This window comes from Bacillus sp. FSL R5-0659, from assembly GCF_038008785.1.
In the GTDB taxonomy this organism is placed as follows: Bacteria; Bacillota; Bacilli; order Bacillales; family Bacillaceae; genus Bacillus; species Bacillus safensis.
Genome location: NZ_JBBOZU010000001.1, coordinates 712,466 through 730,757 on the forward strand (window position 1 = coordinate 712,466; position 18,292 = coordinate 730,757).

At 42.9% G+C, this 18,292-nt stretch carries 17 protein-coding genes; 8 read left to right on the forward strand and 9 right to left on the reverse strand.

Annotated elements, in window-relative coordinates; all coding sequences use genetic code 11:
• Window positions 1-30: 30 nt before the first annotated feature.
• Together NSQ72_RS03505 and pbp4 are read right to left on the reverse strand one after the other, a co-directional pair.
• The gene (locus NSQ72_RS03505) at window positions 31-1,269 is read right to left on the reverse strand and encodes an MFS transporter (protein WP_039177054.1); all 1,239 of its coding nucleotides are present in this window, start codon (window positions 1,267-1,269) and stop codon (window positions 31-33) included.
• 147 nt (window positions 1,270-1,416) lie between these two features.
• Window positions 1,417-3,456, reverse strand: coding sequence for a penicillin-binding protein PBP4(5) (gene pbp4 / locus NSQ72_RS03510; protein ID WP_341083294.1), 2,040 nt, complete (start codon window positions 3,454-3,456; stop codon window positions 1,417-1,419).
• A 261-nt stretch (window positions 3,457-3,717) separates the two neighbouring features.
• Between pbp4 and NSQ72_RS03515 the strand changes: the two genes are divergently transcribed.
• Complete coding sequence (locus NSQ72_RS03515) at window positions 3,718-5,133, forward strand: SLC13 family permease (protein WP_341083295.1); 1,416 nt, start codon at window positions 3,718-3,720, stop codon at window positions 5,131-5,133.
• A gap of 5 nt (window positions 5,134-5,138) precedes the next feature.
• Here the strand turns inward: NSQ72_RS03515 and NSQ72_RS03520 are convergent, their stop codons facing one another.
• The gene (locus tag NSQ72_RS03520; protein ID WP_099663017.1) at window positions 5,139-5,495 is read right to left on the reverse strand and encodes a hypothetical protein; all 357 of its coding nucleotides are present in this window, start codon (window positions 5,493-5,495) and stop codon (window positions 5,139-5,141) included.
• 83 nt (window positions 5,496-5,578) lie between these two features.
• On the opposite strand from NSQ72_RS03520, the gene NSQ72_RS03525 reads away from it, so the two are divergent.
• Window positions 5,579-5,806, forward strand: a complete 228-nt coding sequence (locus tag NSQ72_RS03525) for a hypothetical protein (protein ID WP_144464329.1) — start codon at window positions 5,579-5,581, stop codon at window positions 5,804-5,806.
• Here NSQ72_RS03525 and NSQ72_RS03530 read toward each other — a convergent pair.
• The gene (locus NSQ72_RS03530) at window positions 5,787-6,266 is read right to left on the reverse strand and encodes an Hsp20/alpha crystallin family protein (RefSeq protein WP_024424582.1); all 480 of its coding nucleotides are present in this window, start codon (window positions 6,264-6,266) and stop codon (window positions 5,787-5,789) included. The two genes, NSQ72_RS03525 and NSQ72_RS03530, sit on opposite strands and share 20 nt — an antisense overlap.
• Window positions 6,267-6,331: 65 nt before the next feature.
• On the opposite strand from NSQ72_RS03530, the gene NSQ72_RS03535 reads away from it, so the two are divergent.
• A complete protein-coding gene (locus NSQ72_RS03535; RefSeq protein WP_003213975.1) occupies window positions 6,332-6,589 on the forward strand; it encodes a hypothetical protein in 258 nt (85 codons plus the stop codon).
• 6 nt (window positions 6,590-6,595) lie between these two features.
• Window positions 6,596-6,829, forward strand: coding sequence for a hypothetical protein (locus NSQ72_RS03540; protein WP_024424583.1), 234 nt, complete (start codon window positions 6,596-6,598; stop codon window positions 6,827-6,829).
• A 35-nt stretch (window positions 6,830-6,864) separates the two neighbouring features.
• Here the strand turns inward: NSQ72_RS03540 and NSQ72_RS03545 are convergent, their stop codons facing one another.
• Both NSQ72_RS03545 and NSQ72_RS03550 read right to left on the reverse strand, forming a co-directional pair.
• Window positions 6,865-8,256, reverse strand: a complete 1,392-nt coding sequence (locus tag NSQ72_RS03545) for an amino acid permease (RefSeq protein WP_039177068.1) — start codon at window positions 8,254-8,256, stop codon at window positions 6,865-6,867.
• 180 nt (window positions 8,257-8,436) lie between these two features.
• Window positions 8,437-9,510 carry a tetratricopeptide repeat-containing glycosyltransferase family 2 protein gene (locus NSQ72_RS03550; protein ID WP_341083297.1) on the reverse strand — a complete coding sequence of 358 codons (1,074 nt, stop codon included), beginning with the start codon at window positions 9,508-9,510 and terminating at the stop codon, window positions 8,437-8,439.
• Between the two features lie 132 nt (window positions 9,511-9,642).
• Here NSQ72_RS03550 and NSQ72_RS03555 point away from each other — a divergent pair, with 132 nt between their 5' ends.
• Entirely contained in the window at window positions 9,643-11,526 is a 1,884-nt protein-coding gene (locus NSQ72_RS03555; protein WP_058837811.1) for an ABC-F family ATP-binding cassette domain-containing protein, read from the forward strand.
• A 31-nt stretch (window positions 11,527-11,557) separates the two neighbouring features.
• Here NSQ72_RS03555 and folE2 read toward each other — a convergent pair whose 3' ends face one another.
• Entirely contained in the window at window positions 11,558-12,454 is an 897-nt protein-coding gene (folE2, locus tag NSQ72_RS03560) for a GTP cyclohydrolase FolE2 (protein WP_341083298.1), read from the reverse strand.
• A 143-nt stretch (window positions 12,455-12,597) separates the two neighbouring features.
• Here folE2 and NSQ72_RS03565 point away from each other — a divergent pair, with 143 nt between their 5' ends.
• Window positions 12,598-13,023 carry a MerR family transcriptional regulator gene (locus NSQ72_RS03565; protein ID WP_041087175.1) on the forward strand — a complete coding sequence of 142 codons (426 nt, stop codon included), beginning with the start codon at window positions 12,598-12,600 and terminating at the stop codon, window positions 13,021-13,023.
• A 56-nt stretch (window positions 13,024-13,079) separates the two neighbouring features.
• Window positions 13,080-14,270, forward strand: a complete 1,191-nt coding sequence (locus NSQ72_RS03570; RefSeq protein WP_039177075.1) for an MFS transporter — start codon at window positions 13,080-13,082, stop codon at window positions 14,268-14,270.
• Between the two features lie 46 nt (window positions 14,271-14,316).
• Here the strand turns inward: NSQ72_RS03570 and NSQ72_RS03575 are convergent, their stop codons facing one another.
• On the reverse strand, window positions 14,317-15,870 hold the full coding sequence (locus NSQ72_RS03575; protein WP_024426645.1) for an ABC-F family ATP-binding cassette domain-containing protein: 1,554 nt from the start codon (window positions 15,868-15,870) through the stop codon (window positions 14,317-14,319).
• A 152-nt stretch (window positions 15,871-16,022) separates the two neighbouring features.
• Between NSQ72_RS03575 and NSQ72_RS03580 the strand changes: the two genes are divergently transcribed.
• Window positions 16,023-17,165, forward strand: coding sequence for a DEAD/DEAH box helicase (locus NSQ72_RS03580; protein WP_341083300.1), 1,143 nt, complete (start codon window positions 16,023-16,025; stop codon window positions 17,163-17,165).
• Window positions 17,166-17,200: 35 nt separating this feature from the next.
• Here NSQ72_RS03580 and NSQ72_RS03585 read toward each other — a convergent pair whose 3' ends face one another.
• Window positions 17,201-18,205 carry an NADP-dependent oxidoreductase gene (locus NSQ72_RS03585; RefSeq protein ID WP_058837807.1) on the reverse strand — a complete coding sequence of 335 codons (1,005 nt, stop codon included), beginning with the start codon at window positions 18,203-18,205 and terminating at the stop codon, window positions 17,201-17,203.
• Between the last annotated feature and the right edge of the window lie 87 nt (window positions 18,206-18,292).

Sequence of the window (18,292 nt, forward strand, 5' to 3'; positions counted from 1 at the left end):
AAAACCGCTCATTATTGAGCGGTTTTCTTTTTATGATTCATTCCATTTGGAGATGGTTTGGTCGCTGGGAAGTAAGAAGGCTAGGATGCCTAATATCGGTAAAAAGGCAACACCGAGCATGGTAGGCGTTAAGCCAAAGGCATCAATGAATGAGCCGAGGGCAACCGATCCGATTGCACCCATACCAAACGCAAGTCCAACAGTTAAACCAGACATTGTGCCAATTTTCCCGGGAAATAGTTCTTGGGCATAAACAACGGTGACAGAGAAGCTTGATGTCAAAATGAGCCCAATCAGTCCGAGTAAAACATAAGCAAAAACGGGTCCGGCAAATGGCAGCAGCAGGGCAAGCGGGAAGGATGCCAATAAGGAAACTAAAATCACGTTTTTTTTGCCAAAGCGGTCTGCAAGTGGCCCACCTAAAAATGTCCCAATTGCACCTAGAATGAGAAATAAGAAAATATAAGTCTGTGATTCTTTAATCGTCAAACCGTATTGTTCAATCGCATAAAACGCATAGAAATTCGAAATGGCATTTCCATACCAAGAGCGGGCAAAGATGAGAAAGACGATAATGCCAAGTGCAATGAGTGCTGATTTACGATGAATATCAGATCTAGCAGCTTTTGCAGGTGTTTTTTTCGCTTGGGCCCGAATGGTTTGAAGTCTTCCGGCATACCATCTTGAAATATAAAGAAGGAAACCGACCGCTATCATTCCAACAATCGTAAACCAAGCCACGCCTGTCTGTCCGAGCGGTACGAGCATTAATGCAGCGATAAGCGGAGCAAAGGCTTGACCTGTATTACCGCCTACTTGATAGATGGACTGTGCAAGTCCTCGTCTTGGACCAGCTGCCATGTTGGCAACACGGGAGCCCTCTGGATGGAAGATAGCAGAGCCAAGTCCGATAAAGACAACGCAAAGCAAAATGGTAGCAAAAGATGGAGCAAACGCGAGTCCGAATATACCGACAGCACTTGAAAATAAAGCAATCGGAAGTGCATAAGGCATCGGCCGTTTATCTGTGTACCAACCAATAGCAGGCTGCATCACGGAGGAGACCATATTTAATGTAAAGGCAATCAGCCCTAATTGTGTAAAGGTCAGCCCCATTGAGCGTTCCAAAATAGGGAACATCGCAGGAATAACGGCTTGAAGTGTGTCGTTCAGCATATGACAAATACCAATAATCAATAGGATGGGATAAACCGTTGAGCCGGTAACAGAATGTTGAGGTTTATCTTTTGTACGAGCAGCAATGGCCAATGAGACTTCCTCCCTTCATTTATCTGTTTTCTGATTTTTGCATTCTTCTCATTTTATTCATAAGGTGAACTATAAAACAATAGCAAATTGTCATGATTTAGAAAAAAAGAGACACAAGCGCTTGATTGAGCTTGTGTCTCTAAAGAGTTATTTGTAAAAAGAAGCAATCACAGGCTTCATTTTTTGAACGACGAGTCCACTGCCGCCGCGGTTTTTCACACCTTCGATCATGCCGACGAGGACGTAATCTTCTTTTTTAGGATTAAACGCAAGTAAAAATCCATTTTCAGTGCCGTCTGTTGCACCTTGTTTGCTCTTTAATTCTGCCGTTCCTGTTTTAGCGGCAATATCTGCACCTTCGATTTGTAAGGAGTGGGCTGTTCCGTTTGGACTGGTCACGACCTTAGTCAATGCGTCTTTCACTGTGTTTGCCGAGCCTTCTTTGATGATTTGTTTTGGTGATGCTGTTTTTTCATCTTGAATCACTCGAGGGTAGACAAGCTTGCCTCCTGTGGCAAATGGAGAATAGGCATGTACTTGTTCAATTGGTGACATGAGTAATTCGCCTTGTCCATACGCCGAGTCAGCGAGTAAGATATCCGATTGAATGCCATCGTTTGATACTTGTGCAGGCTTCATTGTAAATGGCATGTGTAAGTCTTCGCCAAATCCAAATGTTTTCACTTTTTTCTCGTAGGTGTCTTTGCCGATTTCGAGTGCTTCCTGTCCAAAATAAATATTGTCTGAGTACACAAGGGCATCGACCATATTTACTTTTTCTTTATCGTGAACCCGTGTGATGCGATAATTTCCCCAAGATTGATCCTTTTGCCATTTCAGTCCGTGAATGGTACGCACTTTGTCAGGCTTTGTGACACCTGTTTCCAGCCCAATGGCGGCTGTAATGGTTTTGAATGTGGACCCTGGCGCATACCGGCTCGCATATCGAGCTTGGAATGGAAGGTCTGGATTTTCACTGTATGCCTGATATTGCTTAGGTGTAATCCCGTTTGTCATGAGATTGACATCGTAGGAAGGGGTGCTGACAAGCGCTAATAGATCGCCTGATGATGGATTCATGATCGTGACGGCCCCTTTTTCGCCTTTCAACTGATCATAGGCTTTTTTCTGTAAAGAAGCATCAATCGTCAGCTTCACTGTTTTTCCATCTTTTCGATCTGATTTTTGCAATGTTTCTTCAATGCCTGTTTCATCATGGACGATGAGAATGCTTCCGCCATCTTGTCCGCGTAAGTTTTTGTCAAATGTAAATTCAAGGCCGGTTTTGCCGATGATTTGATCTGCCTTTAATGCTGGATTTCTTTTGATATCATCCGCATTTGCTTTTCCGACATACCCGGTGAGATGAGCGGCGGCTTTGTTATATGGATAGTAGCGCATTTCCTTCGTTTGATAGGTAACGCCATTTACGTCCTTTGGAATCGGCTTTTGTTTTAACATCGATTTGAGCGGGACAAACGTGTCGTCTGTGACCCATGCTTGTTTCAATTGATTGTTGATTAGTTCTTCCTCTATATCAAAAGCTTTGCTGATCTTTTTGATATTGCGTTCTTTTTCTTCTCCTGTTCCGAGCTTTCCTGGGATGACGCCAAGTGCGTTTCCACCAGTTGTTTCTGCCAGTGTACGTCCTTTTCGGTCGACAATGTTTCCGCGGACAGCAGGGTCAGCTTTGACCTTGATGGTATCTCCTTTCTCCATTTGCGGGAAGATGAGATTTGGCTTCCAGTCCACTTTCCACTTGTCGTCCTCTTCGGAAAGAACGCCCTTGTAAGACAGCTTATGCAGCTTGCCAAGAGACGTTTTCATCGTGACATCATAGGAAAATTGATACCCATTTCCTTTGTCCTGTTTTTCAACGTTGAGCTTTGAAATGTTCAGGTCATAAGCACCAATACCGTTGAAAATATTGTCGTATTTTTCGGCTAGTTGTTTTTTTGAAAAGTCATTGGCTTTCAAAGATGCACTTGTCACCTCATCTGCCAGCTTCGTAAAGTCTTTCTTCTTCATATGTTCCGTAAAGTTTTGAGCGGCTTTTAAAGCTTCTTTTTCCTTAGAGAAAAGAGTATCTTTTAAGAAAAAGAAAGCAGCAGCGACTACGATGATGCTAAGAAGAGGGATGATGACTTTTTTCTGTTTCCAAAATGATTTTTTTTGATCCGTATACAATGAAAACACCTCAATTTTTGATTAGATCCTCTATATTTTACAGTGATTGGTCGTGATTTGTATAGTTTCTCCTATGAAAATAGACCAAGGGGTCATGTCAAGCTTTAGGTAATGGTGTTAAAAAACAGCTATTTCTAATGAATTATATCTTCATTTTTTCTTATGATTTAAAGGATTTCTTAAAAGATCATCGAATGTGGAAAATTAGAAAAAATATGACAAGCGCTTTCATTAGGGGGAATTGTTATCGTTTATAAAAAGGTGAATTTGATTGGACTTGTTCTTGGACCGACACTCTTTTTGCTCATTTTTTTTCTCATACCTGAAGATGAATTGACCTATGCTGCGAGGGTAGTCTTGGGCATTACGGCTTGGACGGCCACATGGTGGGTGACTGAAGCACTTCCCATTCCTGCTACATCTTTATTGCCCATCATCCTGCTGCCGACACTTGGCGGGCTTTCTATGGAACAGGCATCAAGGTCTTATGGAGATCCGATCGTCTTTATGTACATGGGAGGATTTATGATCGCAATTGCCATTGAAAAATGGAAATTACATAGAAGAATGGCCTTACACATTTTAATGGTGATTGGCACAAAAAGTGACCGCATTGTACTAGGTGTCATGATCGCGACTGCTTTTTTATCTATGTGGATTTCGAATGCAGCGACTGCCCTCATGATGCTGCCAGTGGCACTTGCAGTGATTAAAGAGGTTAAGACAAATGAAATCTTATCTGGTCCATCTCTTGATCGATTCAGTAAAAGCATCTTATTGTCGGTTGCGTATTCAGCGTCAATAGGAGGATTGGCGACACTTGTCGGTTCTGTGCCAAATGCGGTGTTTGCTGCGATGTCAAAAAAACTGCTAGATCGGGAGATTATGTTTTTTGAATGGTTTATGTTTGGTTTTCCTGTTGCGCTGATTCTGCTCATTCTCTTATTTTTGTATTTGACGAGGGTACAGTTCAAGGTAGAACACACAGGTGAAATGAGTGCATCGTTCATACAAAAGGGATTAGAGGATTTAGGAAAAATGAAACAAGAGGAAAAATGGGTATTTGTTGTTTTTCTCATGACGGCGTTCTTATGGATTTTTAAGCTCTTTTTGTTTGGAGGGATGACCGTATCTGATACGTCTATCGCCATTTTCGGTGCCATGCTGTTATTTCTCATTCCAGCAACAAATGGAGAGAGAATATTAGAATGGCAGGATATGAAACAACTGCCTTGGGGACTTTTGCTTTTGTTTGGAGGAGGGCTTTCGCTCGCTACGGGCTTTGCAGAAACCAATCTAACAGGATGGATCGGAGAAAATCTACAGCATTTAAACGGGCTTTCGTATATCATGCTGTTGATTATTTTAACGGGAGCGATTCTGTTTATGACTGAAATTATGTCAAATACGGCTGTTGCCAATATGATTATTCCGATAACGGTAGGGCTTGGGCTTGCGATTGGAATCGAGCCGTATGGGTTAATGGCCGCTGCTGCTTTGGCTTCCTCTTGCGCGTTTATGCTGCCGATATCCACACCGCCAAACGCCGCTGTCTTTAGTGCGGATGTGCTGAAAATATCAGATATGGTCAGGGCAGGCTTTTGGTTAAATATCATCAGTATTGTGGTGATTGTTCTTGCGGTCTATTTCTGGCTGCCGATTGTGCTGAAAAGCTGAGTGCATTAAGAAGAAGAAGGCTTTGATCGAATTGAGACGACCGGTGTTTTTGTTTCTTTTGGCTTCGGTGTTTGTGTGGATTTTTTGATGCGCGTTTCCTTTGGCGTGTAATAGGTTGCCCCAATATTGAGCCTGCCTTGAAGCTGGTCAATAGAAAGCTCCCCAAATTCTAAGTGGTAATCAATTTTGTCCACGTGCAGGGATTCGATATGGATGTGTGTATCCTCTGAGACAGGAGCAGCTGGTGCAGACATTTTTTGCTCAAGAGCGGCGAGTCTTTTTTCTAGCTCAACGACAGATGGGGATGGACTGGATTCAGTTTTTTTAAAGAGTGATTGAATGAAATGTTTCAAGTAGACCACAACCTTTTCTTCCGCCTTGCTCTAGTCTATGGAAAAGCTATCGCATATATACTTATAGAGATGACAAGAAAGGGGAGAAGTATATGCTGCCTACTCAGATTCACATTGCCCATATGAAAACGAATTCGATTGGCACAGGATCATCCATGACGTTTGGCTCGACGTTTGTTGGCAAACATTGCAGTACGATCAAACGAAACAATGGATTTGGGGAACAGAATGCTGATGGCGTGATCACGATCCTGCCAATTGAAACAATTGATGATCGTGATCAAATAGACGCAGTGAGTATCAATATTCGTCATCTATGATGATAGCAGTCGCTTTTCCTTCATCCTTTTGCAGGCGGATATAAAGTACACCGTCTTTAAAGGCAGCATTCATTTGACCAAGAATCATTTCTGGAAGGCGGATTTTCTTTTCAAACGGACCATACTTCCCTTGCTTTTGGCGAAAGTCCTGCTCGTTAAAAAAGGAAAAACGCTGTCCTTTCACAACCAAATATTCACCATATGATAACACCTGAACATCTTCCTTTCGGTAGCCAGGCAAGTAAATTAAGTATTGAATTTCTGCATGGGTTTCCACCATGTCGATTGGTGGAAACGACGCATCTGATCCCCGCTGATCCTGCTGTGTGAATGTAAATGGAGATGGACCGTTTGCCATAAAGGGGGATCTTTGCTCATCGTCGAAGATCATTTTCCAAAAATCATCTCCATGCATTTGCTGGGCAATATCCATCCACTGTTTCATTTTTTCGAAGTCCATGTGAAGACCTCCCGTTAACATACTTGATGGGTGCTTGCATATACCTATAAAAAGGAGGTTTATCTGTGGTTCAACCAACTCCGTATATCAATATTAATATTTTCATGTTAAAAATTAATTCCTTTGAAAATGCGTCGGCGGTGAATGTCGGACAAAATTTGTTAGCAGAGTGGCAAAACTCAGATAAAAAAAATCAGGGTTACGGACAGAATTTTGGAGATGCCAGCGGTTTTGTCGGTACAAAAAGCCATGTAGATGATCGAGATCAAGTGGACTCACCTGCCTCTTTTTCACCAGCAGCTAAACCCATTCAAAGGAAGTGACGTGTGATGTTATTCTCACCTTCAGTCGTCAATGTCGGTGCTTTTAAAATCAATGCAATGGATCGGGGTGCATCACTGACGCTAGGACCTTATCAGCAGATTGATTATTTTCTCTCGATGAAATTGAATCAAGGTTTTGGTGAGGACAATGGAGATTGTTCACCGCTTGTCATTCCGATTTCAAGCGTGTTAGATCCAGATATGGTGGACTCAAATTCAGTCAAAAACAGCGTGGTTTAAGAAAAAAAGAGACCGGGAATCCCCGAGTCTCTTTTCTAATTTGTTTCATTCAGATGGCTTTTTCGTCTTGCATAGGTGAAATAGACAACAACACCGATGGCGATCCAGATGAGGAAGGCTCTCCATGTCTCCCATTTCAGTGTGGCAGCCAATGTCATACAAATGATCGCACTGATAATCGGAAGCACAGGCACGAACGGTACTTTAAATGCTGCTTTAAGATTCGGATGTTTTTTCCGTAAAATGATGACCGCAATGGAAATCACCGTGAAGGCTGCCAGTGTACCGATGCTGACTAAATTCGCAAGCGTCGATAAATTCACAAAACCTACGATACATGCTGCGACTGCACCTGTCAGCCAAGTGTTGGCAACGGGCGTTTGCGATTTTGGATGAACCTTTGAGAAAATATTTGGCATAAGCCCATCGCGGCTCATCGCAAAAGTTAAGCGAACCTGTGCATAAACCAAGGCAATGAGAACCGTGGTAATCCCAATAATAGCACCGGCTGATATGATACCCGCCACACTATTCAGGCCAACTACTTGAAGAGCAAATGCGACAGGATCACTGACATTCAGCTTCGTATAGTGAACCATGCCTGTTAAGACAAAGGAAACCCCGATGTATAAAATGGTACAAACACCGAGCGCTCCGATAATCCCAACCGGCATCGCCTTTTGCGGATTTTTGACCTCTTCAGATGCATTGGCGATCGCATCAAATCCGAGGTAAGCAAAAAAGACGGTTGCCGCGCCTGCGATTACGCCGTTAAAGCCCATTGGCATAAACGGTGTCCAGTTTTCAGGTTTGACGTAAGCAAAGCCTGAAATGATAAAGAGTAGGACGATGGCAATTTTGATCAGCACAATGATGTTATTCAGCTTTGTACTTTCTTTGACGCCTCTTGAGACGATAAAGGTGATAAGCAAAATAATGAGTGCGCCTGGAAGGTTAAAGACGGCCCCGTCAGCGGCTCCAGGTGCAGCTGATAAAGCCTTCGGTATGTGAAGACCGAATCCGCTGAGCAGTGATTGGAAATAGGACGACCATCCACTTGCCACAGCAGAGAGCGCAATGACATATTCAAGCATGAGATCCCAGCCCATTAAGAAGGCGAGAAATTCTCCAAGTGTTGCGTAGGAATACGTATAGACGCTTCCTGACACAGGAATGGATGAGGAGAATTCAGCGTAGCAAAAAGCAGCAAGGGCGCATGCGATCGCAGCCAAAATAAAAGATATAATAATCGCAGGTCCTGCATCATTTGCAGCAGCAACCCCCGTAATGACAAAGATCCCAGTCCCGACCACACAGCCAATGCCAAGCAAGATTAAATCAAACGTATTCAAAGAACGGCTGAGCCGCTTCGTTTGACTTTCAAGCATGAGCTGGTCGAGAGATTTTTTTCGAAATAAAGAACTCATGTTGACCTCCTAATGGATAAATCTTTTCGTAAGACGAATGTTAGTATATGCGCAAATGACAATTTAGTCAATTGGTTGAAAAACGCTTTAAATCACTAAAGTGTTAAACGTCACAACCGAAGAAGTGTATAAAAAGAGACATCCGCCGGGAGATCGAAGGCGGATGTGGTGTCAGACAATCTAAGTCTGTTCAGCAAATATTTTTTCATTGTACAGCACACTTGGATGAGTTGGATGATGGGCCGAGGAGGCGCGGTGATGTATTTTGGCTTGTTCCAGGTTGCCGAGCTGATAATAACAGTAGCAAAGCTGAAGGTGAGGATACCACGTTTTATATTGTGTAAGTGTGAAGGCTGTTTCATTTTCAGGAGCCTTCAGCGCCTGCTCATACCAAAAGATGGCTGCCTGATGTTTATTTTGTATTTTTAAATGATCCCCGATCCGGCAGCAAAATTCTGGCCGGGGCTGATCATATAAGAAGGAACGTAATAATGAGGATAAGGCTGCTTCCTCATAGCCTACCGCATAATAGCAGTCCGCTAAATATTGGCATGTGCGAATTTCATCCTCAATCCAGCACTGTTTTGTGTTTAAAAATTCATGATAAAAACGAATCGCTTTGACATGCTGCCCGTTATCTCTTAATTCATTGGCAAAATAAAAGAGATCACGGGGCGTCATATCCTCTCCTTTTGCCAGCATGTCTTCATAAATTCGCAAGTTGCGCCCAGGCTCACCAGCAGTTGTTTTCTTGCGTTTTTGATGTGTGACGGCGATATCTGCAGGAAAGATGTTTCCATACACTTGAAGAAACTCATGAACGGCCCCGTACCACTGAAAGTTCAAGGAACGCTTCACAAGGCGATTTCTTCTATATTTGAAATTGACTCGACCGTTTTCATCGAATCCCACATGATAAAACATCGAAACGGCATCCACCGAGGGATCAAGTGTCTGTTTGAGCTGAAGCAGTTTTTGGCGATCTTCTTCAAGGAGAACATCGTCAGCATCGAGCCATAAAATATACTCTTTCGCTGCATGTGAGAAAGCAAAGTTGCGTGCTTTTGCAAAATGCTGGACCCATTCAAAATCCAGCACTTTTGCTGAAAAGGAATGAGCGATTTCCTTCGTTTGATCTGTTGATCCTGTATCAACGATGATCATCTCATCGACAATGTCTTGAACAGACGAAAGGCAGTCCGCCAGCACCTCCTCTTCATTTTTCACAATCATACATAAGCTAATGGTTATCATCTTTAGATCACCTCTTCATAGTGTATCGAGCATCAAAAGGAAACATTCTTTTCTGCAGCGGTTTTTTTAAAACTAGTTTTCTGCTACTGGCTGATTTAAAATAAAGAAAGAATCTATGTAAGGGCTGATAAAATGAGTTTATTGAATGTTGAAGGATTATATAAAACCTATGGCGAGAAAACGCTGTTTGATCATATTTCTTTTCATATAGAACCAAAGGAACGCATCGGATTGATTGGACCAAATGGAACAGGGAAGTCAACGCTGCTAAAGGTCATTGCAGGACTTGAATCGTTTGAGGAAGGTGACATCACGAAGGCAGGGACACTTGACATCGAATTTCTCGAACAAGATCCTGAAATGAGCGGGAATGAAACGATTCTTGACTATATTTTTTCGGGAACGGCACCAATGATTCAAACGATGAAGGCGTATGAAAAGGCACTCGCCGATTTAGAGCATGATCCGCAAAATGAGGCAAAACAAGAGGCACTGATGCGCATGCAAAATCGAATGGATCAAGAAGATGCTTGGGATGCGAACCTTTCAGCCAAAACGATTTTGACAAAGCTTGGCGTGAAAGATGTAAGCCGCTCTGTACATGCATTATCAGGCGGACAGAAAAAACGTGTCGCCATTGCTAAAAATTTAATTCAGCCTGCTGGTTTGTTGATTTTAGATGAGCCAACCAACCATCTTGATAATGCAACGATTGAATGGCTTGAAGGATACTTAAGCCAATATAGCGGTGCTGTCATCCTCGTGACGCACGATCGTTATTTCTTAAATCGGGTAGCCAATCGGATTTATGAGTTAAATCAAGGACAGCTTTATACGTATAAAGGAAATTATGAAGTCTTTTTAGAAAAAAGAGCGGAGCGGGAAGCAGAAGCTCAGGTGAAAGAAACGAAGCGTCAAAACTTGCTTAGACGAGAGCTTGCATGGCTAAGACGAGGAGCGAAAGCAAGAACGACAAAGCAGAAAGCACGTATTGGCAGAGTCGAAGAGCTGAAGGATCAAAAAGGACCTGATGCGAAGGGAGAGCTTGATTTTGCCATCGGCTCGCACCGCTTGGGGAAACAAGTGATAGAGGCAGAAGACTTATCAATTTCATTTGCTGGCCAGACTCTTGTGGAGCGGTTTACAGATTTAGTCGTGCCGGGCGATCGTATCGGATTTATCGGACCGAATGGAGTCGGCAAAACCACTTTACTGAACTGTCTAGCAGGTAAGATTGAACCGACTTCAGGACAATTGACCATTGGACAAACCGTTCGTATTGGTTACTACACGCAGGATCACAAGGAAATGAATGATGAGCTGACCATCATTGAGTACATCAAGGAAACAGCTGAGATCGTCAAGACGTCTGATGGCGCCATTGTAACAGCAGAGCAGATGCTGGAGCGCTTCCTTTTCCCAAGATCGATGCAGCGGACGTATATTCGTAAACTGTCAGGGGGAGAACGCCGCAGATTGTATTTATTGAAGGTCTTAATGGAAGAGCCGAATGTTCTCTTTTTAGATGAGCCGACGAACGACCTTGATACAGAAACCCTCAGTATTTTAGAGGATTATTTAGAGCAGTTCCCTGGCGTCGTCATCACCGTGTCCCATGATCGTTATTTCTTAGACCGAGTGGTTCACCGCCTGCTTGTCTTTGAAGGAAATGGGCGAATCTCACACTTCCAAGGTGCATACAGCGATTATATGGAACAGGAAAAAGAGCAGAAACGGACAGAGACAAAGCCTGCTGAAAAACAAGTAGAAGCTGCGCCTAAAAAGAGAAAAAAACTTTCTTATAAAGACCAGCTTGAATGGGATGGGATTGAAGACCGGATACAAGCATTAGAGGAAAAACATCAGCAGCTTGAAGCCAGCATTGCAGAGGCAGGCAGTGATTTTGGGAAAATTCAAGAGCTGATGGACGAACAAAAAGCCGTTGCGGAAGAATTAGAACAAGCAATGGACCGCTGGACAGAACTATCTCTTATGATTGAGGAAATGAATGAATAAAGATGTGGAAATAAAAAACCTGTAGAGCGATCTACAGGTTTTTTTGATAGGAGCATTTGGCATACGCATCATGCTGGTGGATGGATTCCTCATTACGACACTCGACTTGAAAGCCTCTGATCCATGGCTGCTCATATAATTCAATGGCAATTAACCTTGTGATATCTTCTACAAAGCGCGGATTTTCATAAGCCTCTTCTGTCACTTTCTTTTCATCAGGTCTTTTGAGCACGGGATAAAGCGGTGCGCTCGCATTGGACTCAATGATATGTAAAAGAGCGGTCTTGATGTCGTCAGGGAGCGCTACTTGTTCAAACAACTCTACTTGAATGGAAACAGACCCACGCTGATTATGGGCACCATATTCACTGATTTCTTTGGAACAGGGACATAATGTCGTGACCTGTGCATCGCACCCAACGTGACAGGTCCATCCGTCCTTTTCATGAAAATGGACGTCATATTTGACAGTTGCATGCATCAAGCCTGACCGCCCGGTGACTGGACTCTGTTTTTCCATGTACCATGGAAATGAAACTTGAATGGAAGCAGAGGATTGATTCATTTTCCGGGCGAGCGCTGCCGTCAATTCTTTTAGGGTATTCACATCAAGCGGCTTGCTGCTCTCATAAAACGAGTGCAGCTGTTCAGTGAGACGGCTCATATGAATGCCTTTTTGATGGGCTGGCAGGGATGTACTCAGTGAGAATTCAGCAGTGGTTGTTTGGCGCTGTGGTGCTGTTTTAGATACGATATGTATGGGATAGGACATGCGGCAGACCCCGACTTGTTCAAGATGAAAATAAAAGTCCTGCTCTGTTTTTTGAATGTCTGTCATGTCCTCTTTTTGCCAAGGCTTTGTGCCAAGACTTGGCGGTACAGATCCGAATAGCTGGTGCCGTTCTACTTTAGGTGGAAATGAGCGCATATGGTACCTCCTATAAATCGTAATTATTACTATTTATTTTGCGATAACATATGGAATAAATCAAGTGTTAAAACTTTGACGTTTACGTTAAGGTTATAAAGGTGTATAATAAAACATGAATTGATGAGCAGGAGGCACTGGCGATGGAATGGATGAAAATTGATCAAGTGGCGAAAAGAAGCGGACTGACAAAACGGACGATTCGTTTCTATGAAGAGATTGGTTTATTATCAGCACCAAAGCGGACTGAGGGCGGTGTCAGACTTTACTCAGAGGACGATATGGAAGAGCTAGAGAAAGTGATGCAGGCAAAAGAGGTACTCGGCTTTTCTTTACAGGAGCTTCAATCGTTTATGGAAATCGGAAAGCAGCTAGAGCTGAATAAAGAAGGCTACTTGCTGTCGCTTGATCCGAAGGAGCGATTAGAGAAGCTTTTAGATATTGATGCGCAGCTCAACATACAGCATCAATTGATAACAAAAAAGCTTGAAACGATTCAATCCTTTAAAAAGGATCTTGAAGCGATGAAAGAAAGAGCGGCTCATGCAATTGAGCAATTACAAAAATAAACACCTCTGCGTGTTTATTTTATTTTGTCAACATTTGAAGGAAAGGTTCTGATGGAATGAAGGAAGAAGAAGTGTTGAAACAGCGTACAAGTTTGCTTAGGCAGCCAAAAGCCGTTTGGGCTGTTGCCTTTGCGTGTGTGATTTCGTTTATGGGAATAGGACTCGTCGACCCGATCCTGCCAGCCATTGCATCGCAATTACACGCATCTCCAAGCCAGGTCTCTCTTTTATTTACAAGCTACTTACTTGTGACCGGCTTTGTGATGTTCTTTACCGGCTTTATTTCTAGTCGGATTGGTGCGAAATGGACGTTATTAGTTGGACTCATTTTTATTATTGTTTTTTCTGCTTTAGGTGGTACTTCTTCAACGATTAATGAATTAATTGGCTTTAGAGGCGGATGGGGCATTGGGAATGCTTTATTTATTTCAACTGCACTCTCTGTCATTGTTGGTGTATCTGTTGGAGGAAGTGCGAAGGCTATTATTTTATACGAGGCAGCACTAGGTCTTGGGATATCGGTTGGACCGCTGCTTGGCGGTGAGCTTGGCACAATTTCTTGGCGCGGGCCTTTCTTTGGTGTTGCCGTGTTAATGCTTATTGCTCTTTTAGCGATTACCTTTATGCTTCCACCTATGCAAAAGCCGCAGAAAAAAGTGAAATTATTTGAGGCTGTCGGGGCGTTAAAATATAAAGGGCTTTTAACGATGGCATCTGCCGCTTTCTTATACAATTTCGGTTTCTTTGTGCTTTTAGCGTATTCGCCATTTGTGCTCCATCTTGATGAGCATGGACTTGGATATGTCTTTTTTGGATGGGGGCTATTCTTGGCTGTGACCTCTGTCTTTTCAGCGCCAGTCATTCATCGCAAACTTGGGACATTGACCTCGCTTGTCGTTCTGTTTGCTTCGTTTGCTGTGATTTTATTCGGTATTGGGGTATGGACGTCTCATGCTGTGGTCGTGATCTGCGGAATTGTCATTGCTGGGGGAATTCTCGGTATGATCAATACAGTGCTCACGACAGCTGTGATGGGATCAGCACCGGTTGAACGTTCAATTGCTTCATCCTCTTACAGTGCTGTACGGTTTATTGGGGGTGCGATTGCTCCTTGGATTGCCGGAGTTCTCGCTGAATCCTATACAGCAAGTACACCTTATTATGTCGGGGCTGCTGTGGTTCTCTTAGGCATGATCATCCTGCTCCTTGGACGTAAGCATTTGGTGAATATCCAAGCAGGTCATTAATGAGAAAAAGCCTTATATCTTTAGAAGATATAAGGCTTTTTTGTCGTTATAATACTTTTGTCGTCCAAGATTCGCAATTCCAAGTTTCGGTTGCCACATCTTGATAAAATTCAGGTTCGTGAGAAATCAATAAGACGCTGCCTTTATATTCTTTTAACGCGCGTTTTAGTTCTTCTTTTGCATCGACATCCAAGTGGTTTGTCGGCTCATCGAGAACAAGTAAGTTGGTTTCTTCGTTGATCAGCTTGCAAAGACGCACTTTTGCTTTCTCTCCACCGCTTAAAACAGACACGCGGCTTTCAATATGTTTTGTCGTTAATCCGCATTTAGCAAGAGCGGCTCTGACTTCATATTGTGTGTAAGAAGGGAAGGTGCTCCATACTTCTTCAATACAAGTATTGCTGTTCTGCTCTTTTACTTCTTGCTCAAAGTAGCCAATATGCAAGAATTCTCCACGTTCCACCTCACCAGAAATAGGTGTGATTTCCCCAAGAAGACTTCGGAGCAGCGTCGTTTTACCGATACCGTTAGCACCGTACAACGCAATTTTTTGCCCGCGTTCCATTTTCAAATTCAATGGGCGGGAGAGCGGTTCATCATAACCGATGACCAAATCTTTCGTTTCAAAAATCAGTTTCCCAGAAGTACGTGCCGGTTTAAAATGGAATTCAGGTTTTGGCTTTTCTGCTGCGAGTTCAATCATATCCATCTTATCCAGTTTCTTTTGGCGGGACATCGCCATATTTCTTGTGCTGACACGTGCTTTGTTTCTTGCGACAAAATCCTTTAGTTCAGCCACTTCCTGCTGCTGTCTTTTATAGGCTGCTTCGAGCTGCTGCTTTTTGACTTCGTACACTTGTTTAAATTGGTCGTAGTCGCCAACATAGCGCGTGAGCTCCTGATTTTCAACATGATAAATCAAGTTGATGACACTGTTTAAAAACGGAATATCATGTGAAATGAGGATGAACGCATTTTCATATTCCTGTAAATAACGCTTCAGCCACTCAATATGCTGCTCATCCAAATAGTTGGTCGGCTCATCGAGAAGGAGAATTTCTGGCTTCTCTAACAGCAATTTCGCTAGCAGCACCTTCGTACGCTGACCGCCGCTGAGCTCCGTCACATCACGGTCCAGCCCGAGATCCGTTAAGCCAAGACCTCTTGCAATCTCCTCGACCTTAGAATCAATGATATAGAAATCATTGTTTGTCAGTGCATCCTGAATGACGCCCACTTCCTCTAACAGCTTTTCCAGCTCATCAGGATCGGCTTCACCCATTTTGCCATAAATGTCATTCATCGCGGCTTCCATTGAAAATAAATAATGGAATGCATCCTGAAGGACTTCACGGATCGTTCTTCCCTTTTCTAGCACGGTATGCTGATCAAGGTAGCCGACACGGACATTTTTTGCCCATTCGACTTTTCCTGCATCTGGCTCCAGCTTGCCAGTAATAATATTCATAAACGTTGACTTTCCTTCACCGTTGGCGCCGATTAAGCCGACATGCTCGCCTTTTAATAAACGGAAGGACACTTCGTGGAAAATGGCTCTGTCGCCAAAGCCATGACTTAAATCTTTAACAGATAATATCATTTTTTACACCTCAAATAGATTCAAAACGGCTAGTGCCTCTCATGATTATATCGAACTGTTCGGCTCGATAAAAGCATCAAAAGAAAAATTGCGTTTCAAAGCTGATTTTGAGATACTAAAGGATAGATTGAATGAGGATAAAGGAGATCGACATGACGGAAAATTGGGCATTTTTGAAAGAAGCAAAGCCATTTATTCAAGAGAACTTTCAAGCGGCTGGCTTCGAAAAACCAACAGCTATACAAGAAAAAACAGCAGAGTGGATTACGGAGAAGCGTGATGTGATCGCAGAATCGCCAACTGGAACGGGGAAGACACTTGCGTATGTTCTGCCGCTTTTAAATAAAATTGATGTCAATATCAAGCATCCGCAAGTCTTAATCTTGGCACCTTCAAGAGAGCTTGTGATGCAAATCTTTGATGTCGTGCAAGAGTTCAAACAAGGATCAGACATCAAAGCTGTTTCCTTGATTGGTGGAGCGAACATCAAGAAGCAGCAAGAAAAGCTAAAGAAACACCCGAACGTCGTTGTGGCGACACCTGGCCGAGTACAAGAATTAATCAAAATCAAGAAACTAAAAATGCATGAAGTCAAAACGATCGTATTAGACGAAGCAGATCAGCTTCTTGTGCCAGAGCATATGAAAACGATCCAAGCGATCATTAAGTCCACATTAAAAGAAAGACAAATCCTTTGTTTTTCTGCCACGTTGAAAGAAGAAACCGTTCAGCTGATCAAAGAAATGACATCTGAACCAGAAGTATTGAAAATTGCTAGAAGTGAGGAAGAAGCGCAGAAAGTGGGTCACTATTATCTGTTATGTGATCAGCGTGACAAAGTGAAACTACTGCAAAAGCTATCACGGCTTGAGGACATGCAGGCACTCGTTTTTGTGCGTGACATTACGAACTTAAGCATTTATGCAGAGAAATTAGCGTATCACCATGTCGACCTTGGTGTCCTTCATAGTGAAGCAAAAAAAGCTGAGCGTGCTGTGATTTTAAAATCATTTGAACAGCGTGAATTCCCGCTCCTCCTTGCAACAGATATTGCAGCAAGAGGAATCGATATTGATGATCTGCCATATGTCATTCATGCAGATATGCCAAATGAAGAGGGCTACATCCACCGTTCAGGCAGAACCGGACGTGCTGGAAAAGAAGGCGCAGTCATCAGTCTTGTCACACCTCAAGAGCAATCAATGCTGAAAAAAATGGCGAAAAAGCTGAATCTTTCGCTTGAAGAAATTGTGTATAAGCAAGGCCAGCTGCAGCTTGCGACCAAGCAGGCATAAGAAAAGGACCCTTCAACATGGAGGGTCCTTTTCTGTTATGAAATTTTGACAAGCTGTTTTCCGACATTTTCTCCTTTGAATAGTCCAAGGAATGCATCAGGAATGTTATCAAAGCCTTCAATGATTGTTTCTTTATATGTGAGTTTGTCTTCTTTTACCCATTGTGCGAGATCCTTCGCGGCTTCTCCAAAACGATCTGAATAGTTGGCAACGATGAAGCCTTGCATCAATGCGCTTGTTTTGATGAGTTTTGTTTGCACACGAGGACCGATATCTTCGCTTGCACTAATATTATAAGAAGAAATGGCACCGCATACTGGAATGCGTGCAAAACGGTTCAAATGATTCATCACCGCATCTGAAATTTCGCCGCCTACGTTGTCAAAGTACACATCAACGCCGTTAGGACAGGCTTTTGCAATCGCATCATCTAAATCATTCGTTGTTTTATAATTAATCGTTTCATCAAAGCCTAATTCTTTTAAATAAGCGAGTTTATCATCAGATCCGGCAATTCCCACGACGTGTGCGCCTTTGATCTTAGCGATTTGTCCCACAACGGAACCAACGGCACCTGCGGCTCCAGAAATGACAACCGTCTCGCCTTCTTTTGGCTGACCAATGGCAAGCAGGCCAAAGTAAGCGGTTTGCCCTGGCATCCCCAAGATGCCTAAATAATAGGACAATGGCGCAATGGACGGATCAATTTTAGTCAGAGATTCAGCTTTGGCAGTGGAATATTCTTGCCAGCCAAGGAATCCAAGGACAAAATCACCCTTTTCAAATTGAGGCGATTTCGACTCAACGACTTCTCCGACGACACCGCCCTGAATCACTTCATTTAGCTTGAACGGAGGTGTATAGGATTTTGTATCCTGCATTCGTCCTCTCATATAAGGATCTACAGAAACATATTTCGTTTGAACCAAGACCTCTCCATCTTGCGGTACAGGTATATCTACTGTTTCAAAATGAAAAACATCTTTTGTAGGTAATCCTTTTGGACGTTTAGCTAATTGAATTTGCTTTTGTTGACTCATGTCAAATCCTCCCTTTCACTTACAGCCTAGATTTACATTAACATGATGCTTCTTTTCGTTCAAAACATACGGTCTTTTCAAAACACA